This window comes from Arthrobacter stackebrandtii (assembly GCF_017876675.1).
In the GTDB taxonomy this organism is placed as follows: domain Bacteria; phylum Actinomycetota; class Actinomycetes; order Actinomycetales; family Micrococcaceae; genus Specibacter; species Specibacter stackebrandtii.
The window spans coordinates 3,528,291-3,547,775 of the sequence record NZ_JAGIOI010000001.1 but is presented as its reverse complement, the minus strand read 5'-3'; the positions used below and the strand labels follow the sequence as shown (position 1 = coordinate 3,547,775).

The 19,485-nt window shown below is 65.6% G+C and carries 16 protein-coding genes and 2 tRNA genes; 4 read left to right on the top strand and 14 right to left on the bottom strand.

The annotated features are described in order from the left end of the window. Window positions 1-276 precede the first annotated feature (276 nt). Window positions 277-747: a MepB family protein gene (locus tag JOF48_RS15510; RefSeq protein ID WP_209682063.1), complete on the bottom strand. Its 471-nt coding sequence runs from the start codon at window positions 745-747 to the stop codon at window positions 277-279. 52 nt (window positions 748-799) lie between these two features. Here JOF48_RS15510 and valS point away from each other — a divergent pair, with 52 nt between their 5' ends. Then, on the top strand, window positions 800-3,421 hold the full coding sequence (gene valS / locus JOF48_RS15505) for a valine--tRNA ligase (RefSeq protein WP_209682059.1): 2,622 nt from the start codon (window positions 800-802) through the stop codon (window positions 3,419-3,421). Window positions 3,422-3,507: 86 nt separating this feature from the next. On the opposite strand, the gene JOF48_RS15500 is transcribed toward valS, so the two are convergent. Together JOF48_RS15500 and JOF48_RS15495 are read right to left on the bottom strand one after the other, a co-directional pair. Further along, entirely contained in the window at window positions 3,508-4,353 is an 846-nt protein-coding gene (locus tag JOF48_RS15500; RefSeq protein ID WP_342591269.1) for an SGNH/GDSL hydrolase family protein, read from the bottom strand. Beyond that, the gene (locus tag JOF48_RS15495) at window positions 4,350-5,513 is read right to left on the bottom strand and encodes a glycosyltransferase family 4 protein (protein ID WP_209682054.1); all 1,164 of its coding nucleotides are present in this window, start codon (window positions 5,511-5,513) and stop codon (window positions 4,350-4,352) included. Before JOF48_RS15495 ends, JOF48_RS15500 begins: the two co-directional genes overlap by 4 nt. Window positions 5,514-5,626: 113 nt before the next feature. Between JOF48_RS15495 and JOF48_RS15490 the strand changes: the two genes are divergently transcribed. Together JOF48_RS15490 and JOF48_RS15485 are read left to right on the top strand one after the other, a co-directional pair. Continuing rightward, window positions 5,627-6,241 carry a TetR/AcrR family transcriptional regulator gene (locus tag JOF48_RS15490; RefSeq protein WP_209682052.1) on the top strand — a complete coding sequence of 205 codons (615 nt, stop codon included), beginning with the start codon at window positions 5,627-5,629 and terminating at the stop codon, window positions 6,239-6,241. Next, entirely contained in the window at window positions 6,238-6,600 is a 363-nt protein-coding gene (locus JOF48_RS15485) for a DoxX family protein (RefSeq protein ID WP_209682051.1), read from the top strand. Before JOF48_RS15490 ends, JOF48_RS15485 begins: the two co-directional genes overlap by 4 nt. Window positions 6,601-6,966: 366 nt before the next feature. Here the strand turns inward: JOF48_RS15485 and JOF48_RS15480 are convergent, their stop codons facing one another. The 11 genes from JOF48_RS15480 to JOF48_RS15430 form a co-directional block, all read right to left on the bottom strand. Continuing rightward, window positions 6,967-7,593, bottom strand: coding sequence for a mycothiol-dependent nitroreductase Rv2466c family protein (locus JOF48_RS15480; RefSeq protein WP_342591268.1), 627 nt, complete (start codon window positions 7,591-7,593; stop codon window positions 6,967-6,969). A gap of 126 nt (window positions 7,594-7,719) precedes the next feature. Then, window positions 7,720-9,006: an ATP-dependent Clp protease ATP-binding subunit ClpX gene (gene clpX / locus JOF48_RS15475; RefSeq protein ID WP_209682049.1), complete on the bottom strand. Its 1,287-nt coding sequence runs from the start codon at window positions 9,004-9,006 to the stop codon at window positions 7,720-7,722. A gap of 181 nt (window positions 9,007-9,187) precedes the next feature. Continuing rightward, window positions 9,188-9,862 (bottom strand): ATP-dependent Clp protease proteolytic subunit, encoded by a 675-nt coding sequence (locus JOF48_RS15470; protein ID WP_209682047.1) that lies wholly within the window; start codon window positions 9,860-9,862, stop codon window positions 9,188-9,190. Window positions 9,863-9,895: 33 nt separating this feature from the next. Next, window positions 9,896-10,516, bottom strand: a complete 621-nt coding sequence (locus tag JOF48_RS15465) for an ATP-dependent Clp protease proteolytic subunit (RefSeq protein WP_209682046.1) — start codon at window positions 10,514-10,516, stop codon at window positions 9,896-9,898. 277 nt (window positions 10,517-10,793) lie between these two features. After that, entirely contained in the window at window positions 10,794-12,161 is a 1,368-nt protein-coding gene (gene tig, locus JOF48_RS15460; RefSeq protein ID WP_209682044.1) for a trigger factor, read from the bottom strand. An 89-nt stretch (window positions 12,162-12,250) separates the two neighbouring features. Then, window positions 12,251-12,323 (bottom strand) — tRNA-Pro (locus JOF48_RS15455). A 423-nt stretch (window positions 12,324-12,746) separates the two neighbouring features. Beyond that, a tRNA-Gly gene (locus JOF48_RS15450) sits at window positions 12,747-12,820 on the bottom strand. Window positions 12,821-12,974: 154 nt separating this feature from the next. Beyond that, window positions 12,975-13,964 (bottom strand): Fpg/Nei family DNA glycosylase, encoded by a 990-nt coding sequence (locus JOF48_RS15445; protein ID WP_209684629.1) that lies wholly within the window; start codon window positions 13,962-13,964, stop codon window positions 12,975-12,977. A gap of 96 nt (window positions 13,965-14,060) precedes the next feature. Beyond that, entirely contained in the window at window positions 14,061-14,534 is a 474-nt protein-coding gene (locus JOF48_RS15440; RefSeq protein WP_209682042.1) for a ribose-5-phosphate isomerase, read from the bottom strand. A 72-nt stretch (window positions 14,535-14,606) separates the two neighbouring features. Then, window positions 14,607-15,602: a hypothetical protein gene (locus JOF48_RS15435; RefSeq protein WP_209682040.1), complete on the bottom strand. Its 996-nt coding sequence runs from the start codon at window positions 15,600-15,602 to the stop codon at window positions 14,607-14,609. Between the two features lie 4 nt (window positions 15,603-15,606). Beyond that, window positions 15,607-16,632, bottom strand: a complete 1,026-nt coding sequence (locus JOF48_RS15430; protein ID WP_209682038.1) for a DUF1648 domain-containing protein — start codon at window positions 16,630-16,632, stop codon at window positions 15,607-15,609. A gap of 206 nt (window positions 16,633-16,838) precedes the next feature. Here JOF48_RS15430 and pepN point away from each other — a divergent pair, with 206 nt between their 5' ends. Next, window positions 16,839-19,397, top strand: a complete 2,559-nt coding sequence (gene pepN, locus JOF48_RS15425; RefSeq protein ID WP_209682036.1) for an aminopeptidase N — start codon at window positions 16,839-16,841, stop codon at window positions 19,395-19,397. The last annotated feature ends 88 nt before the right edge of the window (window positions 19,398-19,485 follow it).

Genomic DNA, 19,485 nt, shown 5'->3' with positions numbered 1-19,485 from the left:
TGCGCAGCATTCGCATCCGAGGCGGCGCATGGCCCCATCGGGGTTTTCTTATGCGCAACATGGGGCTGCGAACATTGCGCCAGTGGAAGTGCTGCGCATGGTTGGCCAGGGTATCTGGCGCATGGGCAAACTTCAGTTTGGGCATGCGCACGGTAGCCAAGCAAACTGGCGCATGGCCTGAAGAAGTTTAATTCCGCGCAGCGTTCGTTTCGGTGGCTGCGCATCGCCCAGGCCACGCGGCCGCCAGGCGCACAACTTCGGCAGGCTGCACGCTCCTCAGGCGGAAATCAGCTCCAGGGCCCGCGCAGCCGGCGCGTCAAGCGGCAGGAACCATTCGCACTGCCACTTCTGCGTGCGCCGCGCCTGGGCGCTGGTGGTCTCCACGGACGGCGGGTACACGCGCATGGCCCGCTTGCCGCCCTTGCCGCCTACGGACACCACGCCGTGGCGGGCCAAAACGGCAAGGGGGAACACGAACTGTCCCAGCCCCGCGCCCGAGCCGGCCTGGACAATGAACAGGGCAACGCCGTCGTGCGTGTCAAAAGGCCGAATGGGGCCGGCAGAAGAGCGCTGCCACAGCGTCACGAACTGGCCAACCTTGGTGGGAGTGGTCTTGGCAACGCGGAAAACCGCAGGCCGCCCGGCCAATGACAGGGTGTGGGCCTGATATTCGGCGCTCTCCGGCTCGGGCGCCACGTCCGCAACCGGAGCACCCCACTCTTTCCACATCTGAAGCGAATAATGCACGCAAAACCCCCTGAATCTTAGGTTCCGGGCAACTCATGAAAGAATTGCGTCCATGGCTGACAACATTCCGGGCACAGACACGCCCGCACCCACCTCAAGCAACGTTCCCGACAAGCCCGTTTTGGAGGGCCTCGAGGAGTCCCTCACCAAGCGCTGGCTCGACGAGGGCACCTACAAGTTTAACCGGGAGACCACGCGGGAGCAGGTGTACTCCATCGACACTCCCCCGCCCACGGCGTCCGGATCGCTGCACGTGGGGCACATGTTCTCCTACACGCAGACCGACGTGCTGGCCCGCTTCCAGCGCATGACCGGCAAGAACGTGTTCTACCCCATGGGCTGGGACGACAACGGCCTGCCCACCGAGCGCCGCGTCCAAAACTACTATGGCGTGCGCTGCGACCCGAAAATCGCGTACGACGCCGACTACCGCCCTCCCGCTGCCCCCGCCAAGAACCAGCGTGATTTCGATGTCATCTCGCGCAAGAACTTCATCGAGCTGTGCGAGGAGCTCGCGGTTGAGGACGAGAAGGTCTTCGAGCACCTGTTCCAGACCCTGGGCCTGTCGGTTGACTGGGACCTGACGTACCGCACCATCGACGACCACTCGCGCGCAGTGTCGCAGCGCGGCTTCCTGGAGAACCTGGCCGCAGGCGACGCGTACATGTCCGAGGCCCCCACACTGTGGGACGTCACCTTCCGCACCGCGGTGGCCCAGGCCGAGCTTGAGGACCGCGAAATGCCGGGCGCGTACTACCGGTACCCGTTCTTCGCCGAAGACGGCACCAAGATCTACATCGAGACCACCCGCCCGGAACTCCTCGCAGCCTGCTCTGCACTCGTGGCCAACCCTGACGACGAGCGCTACCAGCCGCTGTTTGGCAAGAAGGTCACCTCGCCGCTGTTCGGGGTTGAGGTTGAGGTCCGCGCGCACGCCCTGGCCAAGGCCGACAAGGGCTCAGGCATCGCCATGGTCTGCACCTTCGGCGACCTGACCGACGTCACCTGGTGGCGCGAGCTGCAGCTGCCCACCCGCGCCATTGTTGGCCGCGACGGGCGCATCATCGGCGACACCCCGGACTGGATCACCACGGAGGAAGGCCGCGCCAACTACGCAGCCATCGCCGGCAAGACCGTCTTCAGCGCCAAGGAGGGCGTGGTTGCCATGCTCGCCGAGGCGGAGCTGCTGGACGGCGAAGCAAAGAAGATCATGCACCCCGTGAACTTCTTTGAAAAGGGCGACAAACCCCTTGAAATCGTCTCCTCCCGCCAGTGGTACATCCGCAACGGCGGCCGCGACGAGGACCGCCGCGAACGGCTCATCAACCGCGGCAAGGAAATCGAGTTCCACCCCGCGTTCATGCGCTCGCGCTACGACAACTGGATCTCGGGCCTGAACGGCGACTGGCTCGTTTCCCGCCAGCGCTTCTTCGGCGTGCCGGTTCCCGTCTGGTACCCGCTGAATGCCGACGGCAACCCGGACTACGACCACCCGATCCTGCCCACCACAGAGATGCTGCCGGTTGACCCCGCGGCGGACGCCGCACCGGGCTACACCGAAGAGCAGCGCAACGCTTCCGGCGGCTTCGTGGGCGATGCCGACGTGCTCGACACCTGGGCCACCTCCTCCCTGACCCCGCAGATCGTGGGCGGCTGGGGCGTTGACGAGACGCTGTTCTCCAACGTCTACCCCTTCGACCTGCGCCCCCAGGGCCACGACATCATCCGCACCTGGCTGTTCTCCTCCGCTGTGCGCGCCGACGCCCTGCAGGGCAGCGCCCCGTGGAAGCATGCCGCCATCTCCGGCTGGATCCTGGACCCGGACCGCAAGAAGATGTCCAAGTCCAAGGGCAACGTGGTGGTTCCCACCGACGTGCTCAACGACTTTGGCGCCGACGCCGTCCGCTACTGGGCGGCCTCCGCCAAGCTCGGCTCCGACACCGCGTACGAGATTGCGCAGATGAAGATCGGCCGCCGCCTGGCCATCAAGCTGCTCAACGCCTCCAAGTTTGTGCTGAACCTGGGCGCCACGGAGTCCAACGTGCTGACCGCCGACTCAGCGGTGCTGAGCAATCCGCTGGACCGCGGACTGCTGGCCCAGCTCTCCGAGGTTGTTGCAGCGTCCACGGCCGCGTTTGAGAAGTACGACTACGCCCGTGCCCTGCAGCTGACCGAGAGCTTCTTCTGGCACTTCACCGACGACTATGTGGAGCTCATCAAGGACCGCGCCTACGGTGCCGCCGGCGAAGAGGGCCAGGCGTCCGTGCTGGCCGCCCTGGCCACCACGCTCGATTCGCTGCTGCGCCTTTTCGCCCCCTTCCTGCCCTTCGCAACGGAGGAAGTGTGGAGCTGGTGGCGCGCCGGTTCGGTGCACCGCGCCCCCTGGCCCGCCGCTGTTGGCGTGGACGACGGCGACACCTCCCTGCTGGCGACCGTCGGCGAGGCATTGAGCGGCATCCGCAAGGCCAAGTCGGAAGCCAAGGTCAAGCAGCGCACCCAGGTGCTCTCGGCGACCGTAGCCGCCGTCGAGGTTGAGGCCGCCCAGCTGACCGCCGGCCTCGGAGACCTCAAGGCAGCCGCCAACGCCGTCGAGATCACCATTGAGGTGGCCGAGGGCGAGCTGGCGGTGTCCGGCGTCGTGCTGGCACCGGCCGAGGAGCCTGCCCAGGCGTAGCACCACCCCACCCCCTCGAGGGGCGGGACAACACCAGATGGCTGTGGCCGCTGCCCGATCCGGGCGGCGGCCACAGCCATCTGGGTTTACCCCACGCCGCGAAAGTGCCTCGGCTGGGCGGCGTGCTGCGGTGATTTGCGGGTGAGCTTCTTCAAGCCCTTCTTCGGCGGAACGCGCACCGGCTCCGGCCACCGCGGGGTGAGGTTGTCGCCCAGGGTGGTGCCGCGCAGCTTCCGCGCCACCATGGGCAGCACCCAATCCGCCAGCCACACGCACTGTTCCCGGGTCCACGCCGCCGCACCCCGGCTGCCGGCGTCGGGCCCGTTGTTCACGGCGATGCCGTGGGGCACCTCGAGCTGTTCAAGCACGCGGGCTGCCAGGTATTTGTGCCCGGGCTTCGACATGTGCAGCCGGTCCGCAGCCCACAAGTGCGGATGCGCGTAGGCGGCGAAGGAGGCGTAGTCCACCAGGACCGCCCCGTACTCTTCAGCCACCATGCGCACGCCGTCGTTGTAGGCGTGGTTCTTGCGGCGCAGCGGTCCCAGCAGCGGCGACACTTCGACGTCGTAGCCCGTGAACAGCAGCAGCGTGGCACCTGTCTGCGAGAGCTTGGCCACGAGATACTCGTACTGGTCCAGGATGTCCACGGGGCGCGTGCCGAAGTCCATGACATCGTTGCCGCCTGCGTAGAGCGAGACAAGGGTGGGCTCCATGGCGACGGCCGGTTCGAGCTGCTCGGCGATGACGTGCCGCAGCCGCTTGCTCCTGATGGCCAGGTTGGCATACTCCCAACCGGGCTGGGCACTTGCCAGGCCCTCCGCCACCCTGTCAGCCCAGCCGCGCACGCCGTTGGGGCGCCGGCTGCTTGCATCCCCGACACCCTCCGTGAATGAATCCCCCAGGGCGACGTAGCGGCCCGGGCCCGCGATCACCTGCGGGCCGCCTGTCGCCTGGCGGACCTGGCCGCTGCATTCATGCCCTGCTGGCGGGCCACAGCCTCGGCGTAGTGTTCCATGAGCTGTTCGCAGACTGCGTGCCAGCTGCGTCCCTGGACTTGCTGGACGGCGGCGGCGGCGAACGCTGCCCGCTTGGCATCGTCTCCGGTGAGGTCCGCGGCATAGGCCCTCAGCTGCGCCAGGTTGCCGGGGGCATAAAGCCAACCGGTGCGGGAGGAGTCGACGAGGTCGACCGGGCCGCCCCGGCCCGTGGCCACCACCGGCACGCCGGAGGCCATGGCTTCCTGGATGGTCTGGCAGAACGTCTCCAGTTCCCCGGGATGGACAAACAAGTCGAAGGAGGCCATTGCCGCCGCCAGTTCGTCCCCGTCCAGAAATCCTGTGAAACAGGCGCCGGGAAGCGCAGCTTCAAGAAAGGCCCTCCGGGGTCCGTCCCCCACCACCACGAGACGAGTGTTGGGGATGTCCAGCACGGCAGCGAGGTCCTCCACCTGCTTCTCCAGCGCCAGGCGGCCCACATAGCCGATGATGCGTTCACCCTGCGGGGCCACCCGGGCACGGAATGCGCCATCGCGGTTGCCGGGGTGGAAGCGTGCCGTGTCCACACCCCTGCGCCAGAGCTCCACCCGTGGGATGCCATGGCCCTTGAGCTTGTGCACCGAATCGGTCGACGGCGCCAGGGTCCGGGTCGCTGCCGTGTGGATTCGCTCCACCCTCTGCCAGGCCCAGTTTTCAAGCATCGGCATCCCATAGCGCGAGGCATAGGCCGGCACATCCGTCTGGTAAATAGCCACCGACGGGATGCCCAGTGCCGCTGCGGCCTTCACCGCCCGCCAGCCCAGGACAAAGGGCGAGGCGAGATGGACGACGTCGGGGCCGAACTCGGCGAGCATCGCCTTGATCCGGCCCACGCCGCCCACCGCCACCCGGATGTTCCGGTAGCCGGCCAGCGGAACAGCGGGCAGGCGCTGGACGGCGGCCCCTTCCACCGTGCCGGGGGCCTTCTCCAAGGTGGAGGGTGCTATGACAAGCACCTCATCACCCCTGTCGTCAAGATGTTGCAGTATTTTCAGCAGTGAATGGGTTACCCCGTTCATCTCGGGCAGGAACGTTTCGGCAACTATTGCGATCCTCACGCCAACAGCTTGGCGTGCCAAGGTTGCCGCCGCGCGAGGCCGCGGCAACACCGTGGTGAATGGTGCGTGAATAGCTGCCACCCCACCTGCCCACGCATGATAACCTAGTAAACATGTTCAGTGAACGTGTTCGACCCAGGGAAGCCCAACGGCAGGCGACCCGGCAGGATGTGCTTGACGCCGCGGAGGCGTTGTTCCACACGGAGGGGTTCAAGGCCACCACGGTGCGCCGGATTGCGGCCGGCGCGGGTGTAAGCATTGGTACCGTGATGGCCGCCGGCGACAAGGACAGCCTGCTGGTGGAGGCCATGGACCGGCGGATACGGCTCATGCACCAGGCACGCATGATTCCTGAAACGGGTTTCTTGGCCATGAAGGCCGGCGGCAACGCGCCTGAAATGGTGGCGGCACTTGTCCAGCCGTTCATGCAGCTTTTCGCCGAGGACCTGGACCTGGCCCGTGAATACGGGGCCGTGCTGATGCGCGGGCGGCATCAGTCCGAGGTGTTCGGTTCACTGGCACTGCAGCTCAAATCCGAATTTGAACAGGCATACAAACTCTTCGGCCTCGGCCGCCAGGCGGCCCGCACTGCCGCAACGGCAACCCACCTCGCCTACCTCGGCATCCTCCTCTCCTGGTCGGCGGGCGCGTTCGGGCAGGAGGACGCCCTGGTCCAGCTGAAGGAGAGCGTCGCGGCCCTGATGGGTGAAGGGGATGGACGGTCATGAGCGTGCTGCCGCTGCTGTGGTGGCCAGGTGCTGTGCTGGCCGCCGTGCTGCTCGTCGATGCGGCGCTGTCCATCCGCCCGCCGAGGTTCATCCGCGACTGTCTGGACGGTGTCCGCTTCCCCCGGGACTGGTGGTGGACCTTGGTCGCCATCAAGCTCCTGGCCGTGGCCGGACTGCTGGCCGGAATCGCCGTTCCGGGTGTGGGCCTGGCCGCCAACGTAGGCGTGTGCGCCTATTTCCTGGCTGCCGCCTATGCCCACATCCGGGCACATTTTCTCCGGCAGGAGTTCTGGCTCAACTGCCTGGGCATGCTGGCCCTGAGTGTGGCCGCACTGCTGGTGGCGTACATCCGCTGGTGAGGGTCAGGCGAACCGGTCCGCCGGCTGCGGCGGGGCACGTCCCGGGTCAGCACCCTGGGCAAAGGGGAAGCCCCATCGGCTTGTTGCCGTCGGTGGGGCTTCGACTTTCATGCCGTCCTGTGACGGTGGCGGCCTGGTGGGTTTCATGCGGTTTCAGGACAGTCACCGCGTCACCGGTGCTAAAGGAACCTTCGAGCGTGCCGCCGAAGCGGTGTCTCATTGATCAATATGGTTCAGTCACTGAAGTTTATGATCCCTGCCAGCCCTTTCCTTGGCGGATTGGGTACTAAATAGTATGCGCCCGGACAGGCCCAATAACAACAGCCGGGGCGAAAAACTTTGACCTTTTTCACCCCGGCCACCTGCCTAGCCGAACTGGGGGTTCTCGGTACGGCTGCGCTTGATTTCAAAGAAGTACGGGAAGCTGGCGAGGGTGACGGTGGCGTCCCACAGCCTGCCTGCTTCCTCACCGCGCGGGATGCGCGTGATGACGGGGCCAAAGAACGCTGTTCCGTTGAAGGCCACGATCGGCGTGCCAACATCCTGACCCACCTGGTTGATGCCGGCAGCGTGGCTGGCGCGCAACGCGACGTCGTGGGCATCGGTGTCGGCGGCTGCCGCAAGCGAGACCGGAAGTCCTGTTTCGGCGAGGGCCTTGGCAATGACGTCGCCCAGGTCCCGGTTCTTGTTGATGTGAATTTCCGTGCCCATGGCGTCGTAGAGGGGCTTGATGACGGCGTTGCCGTGTTCAGTCGCCGCCGCCACGATGACCCGGACCGGTCCCCAGGCCCTGGCCACGTGCTCCTTGTATTCAGGCGAGAGGTCCTCGTTGTTTTCATTCAGCACGGACAGGCTCATGACGTGCCAGTCGACCTTGATGTTGCGGACTTCTTCCACTTCGCTGATCCACCGTGAGGTCACCCATGCGAAGGGGCAGGTGGGATCAAACCAGAAATCGGCTGTTTGCACTGTTTCCACAACATTCTCGGACACGTCAGAACTCCTTGGTGGGACTCGTATTGGAGGCGGGCGCAGGCGGTTCTGCTCCCCTGTCTGGTGCAACAGTGTGGCGGCGGCGACTATTCCGGGTGGCGCGGCCGCGATGCACCTGGCGGAAGGCTACGCCGACTTGTTGCGCCGCTTCACCACGACCTCGTGCGGGATGAGTGTGGGCTCAGCCGTTTTGGCCACGACGGCGGCCGTGACAACCACGGTCGCGATGTCCTCCCGGCTGGGCAGGTCGAACATGACAGGCTGGAGGACTTCTTCAAGTATGGCGCGCAAGCCGCGGGCGCCTGTGCCGCGGGCCAGGGCCAGGTCGGCAATGGCGGCGAGGGCGTCCTCCTCAAACTCAAGGTCAACGCCGTCGAGCGTGAACATCTTTTGGTACTGCTTGACCAGTGCATTCTTGGGCTCGGTCAGGATCTGGATCAGGGCCGTCCGGTCCAGCTGGGTGACCGTGGTGATGACCGGCAGGCGGCCGATAAATTCCGGGATCAGCCCGAACTTCAGCAGGTCTTCGGGCATGACGTCGGCGTAGCTGGCCTCGGACTGCTTGAGTGCGCTGAGCGGGGCCCCGAATCCAATGCCCTTCTTGCCGGCACGGGATCCGATGATGTCCTCCAGCCCGGCAAAGGCGCCGGCCACGATAAACAGCACGTTGGTGGTGTCGATCTGGATGAATTCCTGGTGCGGGTGCTTGCGCCCTCCCTGCGGCGGGACCGAGGCGACGGTTCCTTCGAGAATCTTCAGCAGCGCCTGCTGGACACCCTCGCCCGACACGTCGCGGGTGATGGAGGGGTTTTCGGACTTGCGCGAGATCTTGTCGATCTCGTCAATGTAGATAATGCCCTGCTCGGCCTTCTTGACGTCGAAGTCTGCGGCCTGGATGAGCTTGAGGAGGATGTTCTCCACGTCCTCCCCCACGTAGCCGGCCTCAGTCAGGGCGGTGGCGTCGGCGACGGCGAACGGCACGTTCAGCCGGCGGGCGAGGGTCTGGGCCAGGTACGTTTTGCCGCAGCCGGTGGGGCCGACGAGCAGGATGTTGGACTTGGCGATCTCCACCTCGTCATGGACGCCGCCGGAGATGGTGGTGGACTTCACGGCGTGCCCGGACTGGATGCGCTTGTAGTGGTTGTAGACGGCCACGGCGAGCGAGCGCTTGGCCGGTTCCTGGCCGATCACATATTCCTGCAGGAAGTCGAAGATTTCACGCGGCTTGGGGAGTTCAAAGGCGTCAAGGTCGGCAACCTCGGCCAGTTCCTCGTCGATGATCTCGTTGCACAGCTCGATGCACTCGTCACAGATGTAGACGCCGGGGCCGGCAATCAGCTTGCGGACCTGCTTTTGGCTTTTCCCACAGAAGGAACACTTCAGCAGATCGGTGCTTTCGCCCATCCTGGCCATGGTTGTGTCCTTCCGCGAACAACCCGCCGGGGCGTGGCTGCTTCTGAAAATTTTCTGGTCCCGGCACCTGCCGGGAACAGTTGTACAAATTACCTTCCACTCTAAGCCACGGCAGCGACAAAGAGTGGAATGCAAACGCCGGAACAAGGCATTTCTTGTTCCGGCGTTTGCTGTTTCTTCCCTAGCGGGTGATGGCCGCGGGCTTGATCTTGCGCGGTGCCAGGACCTCGTCGATCAGGCCGTATTCCTTGGCCTGCGCTGCGGTGAGGATGTTGTCGCGCTCGATGTCGTTACTGACCTGCTCCGGCGTGCGGCCGGAGTGGTCTGCGAGGGTGTTTTCGAGCCATTCACGCATGCGCATGACCTCATTGGCCTGGATTTCCAGGTCTGAAGCCTGGCCCCCCTGGCCGCCGGAGAGTGCCGGCTGGTGGATCAGCACGCGCGCGTTCGGCAGGGCCAGGCGCTTGCCCGGGGCACCGGCGGCGAGCAGCACAGCGGCTGCGGACGCGGCCTGGCCCAGGCAGACGGTCTGGATCTCGGGGCGGATGAACTGCATGGTGTCGTAGATGGCCGTCATGGCCGTGAACGATCCGCCGGGAGAGTTGATGTACAGGGTGATGTCGCGGTCCGTGTCATCTGCTTCGAGCACAAGCAACTGGGCCATGACGTCGTCGGCCGAGGCGTCATCCACCTGCACGCCGAGGAAGATGATGCGGTCCTCGAACAGCTTGGTGTACGGGTCCTGGCGCTTGAAGCCGTAGGGGGTGCGCTCCTCGAACTGGGGAAGCACGTAGCGGCTGGTGGGCAGGTTGCCGGCAGTGTGGCCAAACGCTGTGCTGCCAAAGTTGTAAGTCATGTCTTTACTCCTGAGATCTTGTGCTTTGGCCGGTTACTTGGCGTTGGTTCCGCCGCCGCCGGCAACGGTTCCTGCGTGGCGGCTGATCTTGTCGAAGAAGCCGTATTCGAGCGCTTCTTCGGCCGTAAACCACTTGTCGCGGTCGTTGTCGGTAAGGATCTTCTCCACAGTCTGGCCGGTCTGCTCTGCCGTAAGCTCGGCCATGACCTTCTTCATGTGCAGGATCAGTTCGGCCTGGATCTTGATGTCCGACGCCGTTCCTCCAATGCCGCCTGAAGGCTGGTGCATGAGAATGCGTGCGTTGGGGGTCGCGTAGCGCTTGCCCTTGGTGCCGGAGGAGAGCAGGAACTGGCCCATGGAGGCGGCCAGGCCGGTGGCGACGGTGACGACGTCGTTGGGGATGAATTCCATCGTGTCGTAAATGGCCATGCCTGCCGTGACGGAACCGCCGGGTGAGTTGATGTACAGGTAGATGTCCTTCTCAGGATCCTCCGCCGAGAGCAACAGCAGCTGCGAGCAGATCAAGTTCGCGTTGTCGTCACGAACCTCCGAACCCAACCAGATGATGCGTTCCTTCAGAAGGCGGTTGTAGATGTACTGGTCCTGGCCGTTGCTGTCGCCGGCGGCCATCGTGGGGGTGTTTTGCTGTGCCATGGTGGGTTTACCTCTCCTTCGTGCGGTGCGCCTGGCGTGCCCTGCGGTACCGTCACTAATGTTCACTACTTGGACAGTAGCCCTTTTCGCAGCCCGTTTGTGGTGCATCAGGGCACTGTTCGCTGTCGGCGCACGATAGCCGTTCGCCCTGCGCGTACGGGAATAAACGCACCGCCCGGGGCACTTCAATACGGGCACGAAAAGGCCGTTGCCGGCCCCCTTGCGAGGGGCCGGCAACGGCCTTTAATTCATGGTTCCCGCAATGCGGAAAGCAGCACTAGATGCGGACTTCGCCCGGATCCGTCACTGCGGTGGGCTCGATGGCCTCGTCTTCGGAAGGAACTTCCTCATCCTCACCGGCAACGGAAACGAAGTCGGTCAGGTCCACAAGGGTGCCCTCGGAGTCCTTGACAACTGCCTTGCCCAGAACGGCGGCAAGTGCCTTGCGGCGGCGGACTTCGCCAACGATCATGTTGACCTGGCCGGAGGAGTCCAGCATCTGGGCGAACTGGTTCGGGTCCATGCCGTACTGGCTGGCCGAGGAGACGATGTAGTCGATCAGTTCAGCCTGGCTGACGCTGACTTCTTCCTTCTCTGCAATGGCGTCGAGGATGATCTCGTTGCGGAACGCCTTCTCGGTGTTCTCCTTCACCTCTGCGCGGTGCTCATCGGTGTCGTGGTCTTCACCGTGGGCGTTCTCCGGGCGGAAGTGCTGCTCCAGCTGCTCTTCGATGACGGAGTCCGGGACGGGGACCTCAACCAGCTCAACGAGCTTCTCGAGAACCTTGTCGCGGGCTTCAACACCCTGCTCGACAGTCTTCGACTCGGCAGCCTGCTTGGCCAGGTCTTCCTGCAGTTCGGCGATGGTGTCGAACTCGGATGCCAGCTGTGCAAAGTCGTCGTTTGCCTCGGGCAGTTCGCGGACCTTGACGGCCGTGACGGTGACGGTGACCTGTGCTTCTTCACCTGCGTGCTCGCCGCCGGCCAGCTTGGTGTCGAAGATTGCTTCTTCGCCTGCGGACAGGCCGGTTGCAGCCTCGTCCAGGCCCTCAAGCATGTTGCCTGAACCAATCTGGTAGGAAAGGTCGGCAGCGGAGTCGACCTCTTCGCCGTCGATCTTGGCGGCAATGTTGATGGTGACGAAGTCGCCGTCGGCAGCCGGGCGGTCTTCAACCTTCAGCGTGCCGAAGCGGCCGCGCAGCTCGTCGAGTGCCTTCTGGGTGTCGTCCTCGGAAGCCTCAACAGCGGCAACCTCAACCTCGAGGCCTTCGTAGTCGGGCAGCTCGATCTCGGGGCGGATGTCCAGTTCAACCTGGAACTTCACGACGCCGTCAGTGGCGGTGGGGTCGGGAACCTCGGTGATTTCAACCTCGGGACGGCTCAGCGGGATGAGCTTGTTCTCGATGACGGCTTCCTGGTACCAGCCGTTGAGGCCGGAGTTGATTGCCGTTTCCAGGACGTAGCCGCGGCCAACGCGCTGATCGATCAGCTTGTTGGGGACCTTGCCCTTGCGGAAGCCAGGCACCTGCACCTGTGTGGCAATTGTCTTGTAAGCCTCAGTGATGCTGGGCTTCAATTCCTCAAAGGAAACCTCAACATCGAGCTTTACCCGAGTGGGTGTGAGGTTTTCGACAGCGCTCTTCACAGCGTGGTACTCCTGATGGTCTGTTGATGGATTATTAGGCCCCAGCACATGGGCAGTCACTGACCAACGTGAACCGAATAATGCTGAAGTCGGGGCGACAGGACTCGAACCTGCGGTCTCCTGCTCCCAAAGCAGGCGCGCTAGCCACTACGCTACGCCCCGTAGTGCCCGCAACAGTCTACGGGCAAACCTTCGCAGATGCACAATCGCGCCGCTGGGGATCCACTGGGGGCATTGCCGCAGCGGCCGGCGACGATCCTCCGGCCCGCCCGCCAGATTTCCCTCACGCCGCCTTTCCCCGTTGTCCAGGCACGACGGCGGACGGCTCGCCTTGGGCGCCCCGGGAGGCCCGTGCACGTCCAAAACTGGCGCTGATGGGACCCCGCGGCGGCGCGTTTGAACGGGGCGGCCTTGGCTGTGCCCACGCGGCGGCGCCTCAGCTGCGCAGCCTCCGTTGTGGCGCAGCGGAGGCGCCGCGACTCCCGCACAGCCAACGTGGCCCGGACTCGGTGGTGCGCCAGAGACGGCAGGCGATACCTTAAATGCAAGAGATCCCCGGCCTTGTGACCGGGGATCTCTTGCATTTGGAGGGGGCGACGGGAATCGAACCCGCGTAATCAGTTTGGAAGACTGAGGCTTTACCATTAAGCTACGCCCCCGTATTTTGGGGCTTGTTGCGGGCTTTCGCCGGAACAACTCCGTAACACTATCAACGAGTTTGCCGGTCCTGCAAATCGGCCTCCGATCCGGCCGCAGGGCCTCCGTGCCACGCACGGCGCCGCGTTGCAGGCGCCTCCCAGGCAGGAAACCGGGTCAGTCCCCCTGGCAGCTGGGACACCAGTAAAGTTTGCGTCCGCCCAGGTCCTTCATGGCCACCTCTGTGCCGCAGTGCCGGCACGGGAGGCCTTCGCGCTTGTAGACATAATGGGCGTCTTCGACTGGCACGTCCTTGTTGGCTGTCCGGCACCGACCACCCGCAGCGTCCCCCGTTTCAGGCTGGCCGGCAGGTGCCAGCGCGTGGCCCACCTCCGCCCCAATCCCGGAGGACCGGTCGGCCAGCTCGGTCGTGATGATCCGGCCGTCGCGGACACCGTCGGCCATGGTGCGGGCAATGTCGCCCCACAGGGCCGCAGCTTCTTCGGCCTGCAGGCTCCGCCCCGGCAGCATGGGGTCCAGCCCCAGGCGGAACAGGACCTCTGCGCGATATACGTTGCCCACGCCGGCCAGCACGTCCTGTTTCATGAGCGCCAGTGCTATGGACGTTGAGCTTTTGCGGATGCGGCGCGAAAACTCCTCAGCATCGCCGGGGGCGTTGTTCAACGGGTCCGGCCCCAGCTTGCGGCGCACGGCGGCGGCCTCGTCCGGGGTGATGACCTCGCAGGCCGTGGGACCGCGCAGGTCGGCCCAGCCGTGCGCCGACACCAGCCGGACGCGGACGGCCCCCTTGGGTTCCGGCGGGCCCGTGTAGTCCCCGCCCCCTCCCCCGCCAAGTCCAGTGTCCGCGGCGACTTCCTGCTCGCCGATGCGCCGGGGCGCACCGATGCTGGAGGCGCCCGTGAACGTGGAGTCGCCGCCAAAGTCCCAGGCCCCGTACAGGCCCAGATGCACCCGCATCACATGGTCTTGCGAAAAGTACAGGAACATTTGCTTGCCGTGGGCCTCGGCGCGCTCCAGGACAATGCCGTCAACCAGGGCCGCACCGGCGGCAAACTTCCCCTGCGGGCTGGACACCGCCAAAGATGCGCCGCCGAATACATCATTGAACTGCCGCGCCAGGCGGTGGACGGAATGCCCCTCGGGCATCATGGCCTCCTCATCGGTCCGGGCCGGGGGACGGCCCGCGCAAAAGCAACGATGGGCGGGCCGCACAGTCGCGGGCCGCCCATCAACAGGTGCAAGTTATTCGACGATGTCGCCCGTGGTTTCGTATGCGGCGATCTTGCCGATGCGGCGCACGTGGCGTTCGGCGTTGCTGAACGGCTCGGCCAGGAAGGCCTCGATGATCTCCGTGGCCTCCTCAACGCTGTGCTGGCGCCCGCCCACGGCCACGACGTTGGCGTCGTTGTGCTCGCGGGCCAGCGTGGCGGTCGACAAGTTCCAGGCCAGTGCCGCGCGCACGCCCTTGACCTTGTTCGCCGCGATCTGCTCGCCGTTGCCGGAGCCGCCCAGCACAATGCCCAGCGCGTCCACGCCGGCGGCCTGGTCAGCCGCCACGGCCAGCGCCGCGTTGATGCAGAACGAGGGGTAGTCGTCCTCGGCGTCGTACTCCTTGGGGCCGTGGTCGACCATCTCGTAGCCCTTGGCGGCGAGCGCCGTGATGAGGTGGGCGCTGAGCTCCATGCCGGCGTGGTCGGTTGCGATGTGAACGCGCATGAAAATTCCTTACGTCAAAAGTGGTTTGTGCTGCGTCAAGCCTACCCACCGCGGCGGGCGCCGGCGCCCGCGTCAGCGCTGCTGCGGCGTTTTGCCGGCCCTGCGGTTGAGGATTTGCGACAATTCGTCGGCCAGGTCAAGGTCGGGCGCACCCACCACGGCCTTGCCGCCGTCCTCCAGGCGAAGCACGACGGCGGCTCCTGAGCGGGCGAGGAAGCTTGCGTTTCCGCTGTGCCTGCGCAGGCCGACCCCGCCGTAGTCCCCGGCGGCGATGTCCAGGGACACGGCGGCGGCCACTTCCTGGCAGGGGACAACGAGCGCCGGGATGAGGCCCAGGATCTTTACCGTGAGCTGGCGGCGGTCCACCTGCACGGTGGCCGAGAGGAGGGCGATGGCAGCCAGGGCGGCGACGACCAGCCCCAGCAGGATCCACGGCGAGAGCAGGGCCAGCAGGGACCCCGGCAGCACGGCGGCCAGCAGCAGCATCATGATGACCGAGCCGCGGGGCCGCACGAAGTAAGCCAGCTGGTCATTGGCGGCTGCGGGGTCCGCCTCCTCCTCCAGCATCCGGGCCAGGGCGGCATCGTCGGAGGAGGTCCATTGCTCGTCGGGCTTGAACGTCAGCGCCAGCACTATGCCCATGGCACCGGCGAGTCCGGAGCCCATGAGCATGACGTAGCCGTCAACCCGCACGGCCGGCAGTTCGCCCTGGCCGGCCTGGCCCAGAAGTGCCGCGGCAAAAAGTGTGCAGGCCGCAAGCTGCAGGGCCATGGCCACGCCCAGCAGCACACGGCGCAGCGTGCGCGGGAGCGTGGTCCTGGCACCAAAGCACCCGATCCCTGCGCCGAGCACAATGATTGTGCCGGCACCCACGGCCAGGAAGGATGGCAGCGCCAGCGCCCCACCGCCCCATGGAAGCAGGACGCCGTGCGGAAGCCGGCTGCCCACGAGCAGCCCGCCGGCCACCAGGGCAACGGCGAGCAGGGCGGGGAAAATCAGGGCAAAGCGCAGCGCCCGGGCGTCAATGTGACGTTCGGTGCCGGTGTCGTGGCTTCCATCGGGTGCCATGGTGTTAATTTTCCACCTTCCCTGCACGGATATAGGCGTTGACGAGGGCGGCAGCTTCTGCGGCGGTGTCCGGATCCGGCATGGACACCACAAACTTCTGGTGGAACCCCGCCTCCATGACCAGGGCGGCGCCGCCTCCCATGACGAAGCCCACCGAGCCTCCGGTCATGCGGTATCCCCAGCCGCCATAGTCCATGGCCTTGATGTCCTCCACGGAGGCCGCACGGACCTCCTTCCACTCCAGCGGCATGAGCCGCCAGAATCCTCCCGCCAGCACCTTGTGGCCCCCGGGGCCAATCTCAACGGTGCCGCTGCAAAAGACCCAAGTGATGGCACCAACCGCCAGTCCCGCCAGCAGGCCAAGCAGCGGGAAAATGAAGTACATGCTCACACCCACCACAGCTGCAAGGCCCAGGGCGAATGCCCAGGACCAGCCGCCCATGGTCACCTTGATCCGCAGGCTTTCCCCGTTGGCCGCCTTGGCAGCGGCAGCTGCGGCGAGCACCGGAGCGCCGGCGGCCTCATTGGCAGCGAGCACCGCCGGATCGGGGGTCCGGTCAATGTCGCCGGGCCGGTACAGCCACATCACCAGGGCGGCCAGTACGGCCGCCACACCCAGTCCTGCGGCGATCACGGGTCCGGAGATCTCCGCCTGGGAGGTGTCTGCAAGGTCAACCTGGCCGGCCACGACGGCAACCATCAGCGCTGACATGGCCGCCCCAAAGGCCACACCAAACCCCGCGCCGATCCGGGCAATCAGCGTACTCTGGCCCCGCGACACCACGGCCAGGACCACCAGGAGGCCGCCGGCGCCCAGGGACAGCGGGACGTTGGTGGCGGCGATACTCCACAGGGAGGCCCAATTGTCCACTTCATTTTTGGAGTTCCAGTGGACGGCCAGCGGCTCCGGCAGGCGGTCCGCCACCGCAAACATCCAGGCCGAGGCGAACAGGCTCAGCAGGAGCAGCCCGCCCAGCATCCCGGCCAGCCACCACTTGTTGTAGGCCTTCTCCGCAGCAGTTCCGCGCACCTGGTCCACCATAAAATTCCCCGCAACCATTCATCCGTTTACTTTTTTCAACCCTTTCGCAGTTCCCACCGCGGGGCAAGTTCCCCCGGTCCGGGCCGCGGCGTAACGTAGGAACGGCGCCGGACCTGCAACGGGTCCCGCGCACCACTTTTCCCCACCGGTACGCACCAACGTGGCTGCGCACCCGCCTAGTGAAAGACCTGATCTTGCCTGGATTGAACCTGACCCGCGCCGAAGCCGTCGAGCGCTCCGCAACACTCACCGTCAGCCACTATGACGTGGCCCTGGACCTGACCACCTCCGAGAAGACCTTCTCAAGCACCACCACGGTGACCTTCAGCGCAAGGGAGGGTTCGTCGTCGTTCATTGACGCCGTGACACACAAGGTGCACCGGGTGACGCTCAACGGCGTGGAACTTGACCCTGCCGCGGTGTCCGACGGCGTCCGCATCCAGCTGCCGGACCTCGCCGCCGAGAACGAGCTGCGGGTCGAGGCCGACTCGTACTTCATGAACACGGGCGAGGGCCTGCACCGCTTCGTTGACCCCGTGGACGGGGAGGTGTACCTGTACACGCAGTTTGAGGTTCCGGATTCGCGCCGCATGTTTGCCGTGTTCGAGCAACCGGACCAGAAGGCCACCTTCACCTTCCACGTGACCGCACCCGCCCACTGGGACGTCATCTCCAATTCCCCCACTCCCGCCCCGGAAGCCGCCGCTGACGGAACCGCCACCTGGCACTTTGAACCCACGCTGAGAATGTCCAGCTACATCACCGCGCTCATCGCCGGCCCCTACGCGAGCGTGCGCAGCGAGCTGACCAGCTCGGACGGCCGCACCATCCCGCTGGGCGTGTTTGCGCGGAAGTCGCTCATGGAGTTCATGAACGCTGAGGACGTCTTCGAGGTCACCCGCCAGGGCTTCGAGTTCTACGAGGCGCAGTTTGGCGTGCCCTACCCGTTCCCCAAGTACGACCAGCTCTTCGTGCCCGAATTCAACGCCGGCGCCATGGAAAACGCCGGCGCCGTGACATTCTTGGAAAGCTACGTGTTCCGCACCAAACCCACCGCCTCCATGGTGGAAGCCCGCGCCATGACGGTGCTGCACGAGCTGGCCCACATGTGGTTCGGCGACCTCGTCACGATGCGCTGGTGGAACGACCTCTGGCTCAATGAATCCTTCGCCACCTTCATGTCAGCCCTGGCCGCGGTGGAAAACACGCGCTACACCGGCAGCTGGACCTCCTTTGCCCTGGGCCAGAAGGTCAACGCCTACCGGGCCGACCAGCTTCCGTCCACGCACCCCGTCACGGCCAACATCACAGACCTTGAGGACGTGCTGGTCAACTTCGACGCCATCACCTACGGCAAGGGCGCCTCCGTGCTGCGCCAGCTCGTGGCCTGGGTGGGCCAGGAGGAGTTCATGGCGGGCATCCGCAGCTACTTTGCCAAGCACGCCTGGGGCAACACCGAGCTGCCCGACTTGATGGTGGAGCTTGAGGCCGCCAGCGGCCGAGACCTCACCGCCTGGACGGAAAAGTGGTTGGAGACGGCCGGCGTGAACACCTTCACGCCCGCTGTTGAGGTGGATGACGACGGCGCCATCACCTCGTTCTCGATCCTCCAGACCGCCGTGGCCGAGCACCCTGTGCTGCGACCCCACCGCGCCGCCGTGGGCTTCTACAACCTGGCCGCCGGGGGCGAAGACGCGGGCAAACTGGTCCGCACCCACCGCATCGAGCTGGACGTTGACGGTGCCGTGACCGAGGTCCCGGAGCTGGTGGGACTGCAGCGACCCGCACTCATCCTGCTCAACGACGACGACCTCGCCTACGCCAAAATCCGCCTAGACGCCCACTCGCTCGCCACGGCAACGGCACACCTGAAGGACATCAAGGATTCGCTGCCGCGCACCCTCGTCGCCTCGGCCGCCTGGGATGCCATGCGCGACGGCGAAACCCCCGCCCGCGGCTTCGTGGACCTGGTCCTGAACAACGTTGCCACTGAGAGTGAATCGAGCGTCATTTCCGGCCTGCTGCGCCAGCTCGCCACGACCATCCAGTTCTATGTCGCCGCGGACGCCAAGGCTGCCGCAGGCGTTGCCACTGCGGACCGCCTGTGGGAACTGGCGTCCGCTGCCGGGGCCGGTTCCGACGCCCAGCTGCAGTTCCTGAAGGCCTTCGCCACGTTTGCCCAGTCGCCCGGACAGCTGGCCACGGCGGCGGCCCTGCTGGACGGGTCCCGCACCCTGGACGGGCTGGCCATCAACCAGGACCTGCGCTGGGACCTGCTGGTCTCGCTGGCCGCCGGAGGCGCCATCGACGCCTCCGCCGTCGATGCCGAACTGGAGAGGGACAGCACCCAGAACGGCACACTATTGGCCACCGAAGCGAAGGCCGCCATCCCGACGGCGGATGCCAAGGCTGCCACGTGGGAATCCGTGGTGGTGCGCGGGGACCTGGCCAATGCAGCCGCCCGCGCCGCCATCACCGGCTTCAACCGGGTCTGGAACACCTCCTTGCTGGAGCCGTACGTGGCCACCTATTTTGGCGCCATTCAGGAACTCTGGGAGGAAAAGGGCTACGAGACCAGCTCCAAGGTCATCGTTGGCCTGTTTCCCTCACACATCGTGGCCCAGTCCACGATTGACGCGGCAGATACCTTCCTGGCCCGGCTCGGCGCAGACCACCCCGCCCTGCGCCGCCTGATCCTGGAAAACCGCGACGGCGTGGTTCGCGCCCTGCGGGCCCGCACCGCAGACGCCTAAACAGCCGCCCCGCCAAAAGGGACGCTGTTTGCACACATGGGACGGTGGCCTGCCGCCGTCCCATCTGCGCAAACGCCGTCCCTATTCG

Coding starts and splice junctions, on each gene's coding strand:
- clpX (WP_209682049.1), bottom strand. CDS start 9,006: ATGGCCAGGATGGGCGAAAGCACCGATCTGCTGAAGTGTTCCTTCTGT.
- JOF48_RS15440 (WP_209682042.1), bottom strand. CDS start 14,534: ATGCGCGTTCACATCGCAACCGACCACGCCGGCATGGAGCTCAGCGCC.
- JOF48_RS15490 (WP_209682052.1), top strand. CDS start 5,627: ATGTTCAGTGAACGTGTTCGACCCAGGGAAGCCCAACGGCAGGCGACC.
- JOF48_RS15470 (WP_209682047.1), bottom strand. CDS start 9,862: ATGACTTACAACTTTGGCAGCACAGCGTTTGGCCACACTGCCGGCAAC.
- JOF48_RS15465 (WP_209682046.1), bottom strand. CDS start 10,516: ATGGCACAGCAAAACACCCCCACGATGGCCGCCGGCGACAGCAACGGC.
- JOF48_RS15445 (WP_209684629.1), bottom strand. CDS start 13,964: ATGCCCGAGGGGCATTCCGTCCACCGCCTGGCGCGGCAGTTCAATGAT.
- valS (WP_209682059.1), top strand. CDS start 800: ATGGCTGACAACATTCCGGGCACAGACACGCCCGCACCCACCTCAAGC.
- JOF48_RS15435 (WP_209682040.1), bottom strand. CDS start 15,602: ATGGCACCCGATGGAAGCCACGACACCGGCACCGAACGTCACATTGAC.
- JOF48_RS15485 (WP_209682051.1), top strand. CDS start 6,238: ATGAGCGTGCTGCCGCTGCTGTGGTGGCCAGGTGCTGTGCTGGCCGCC.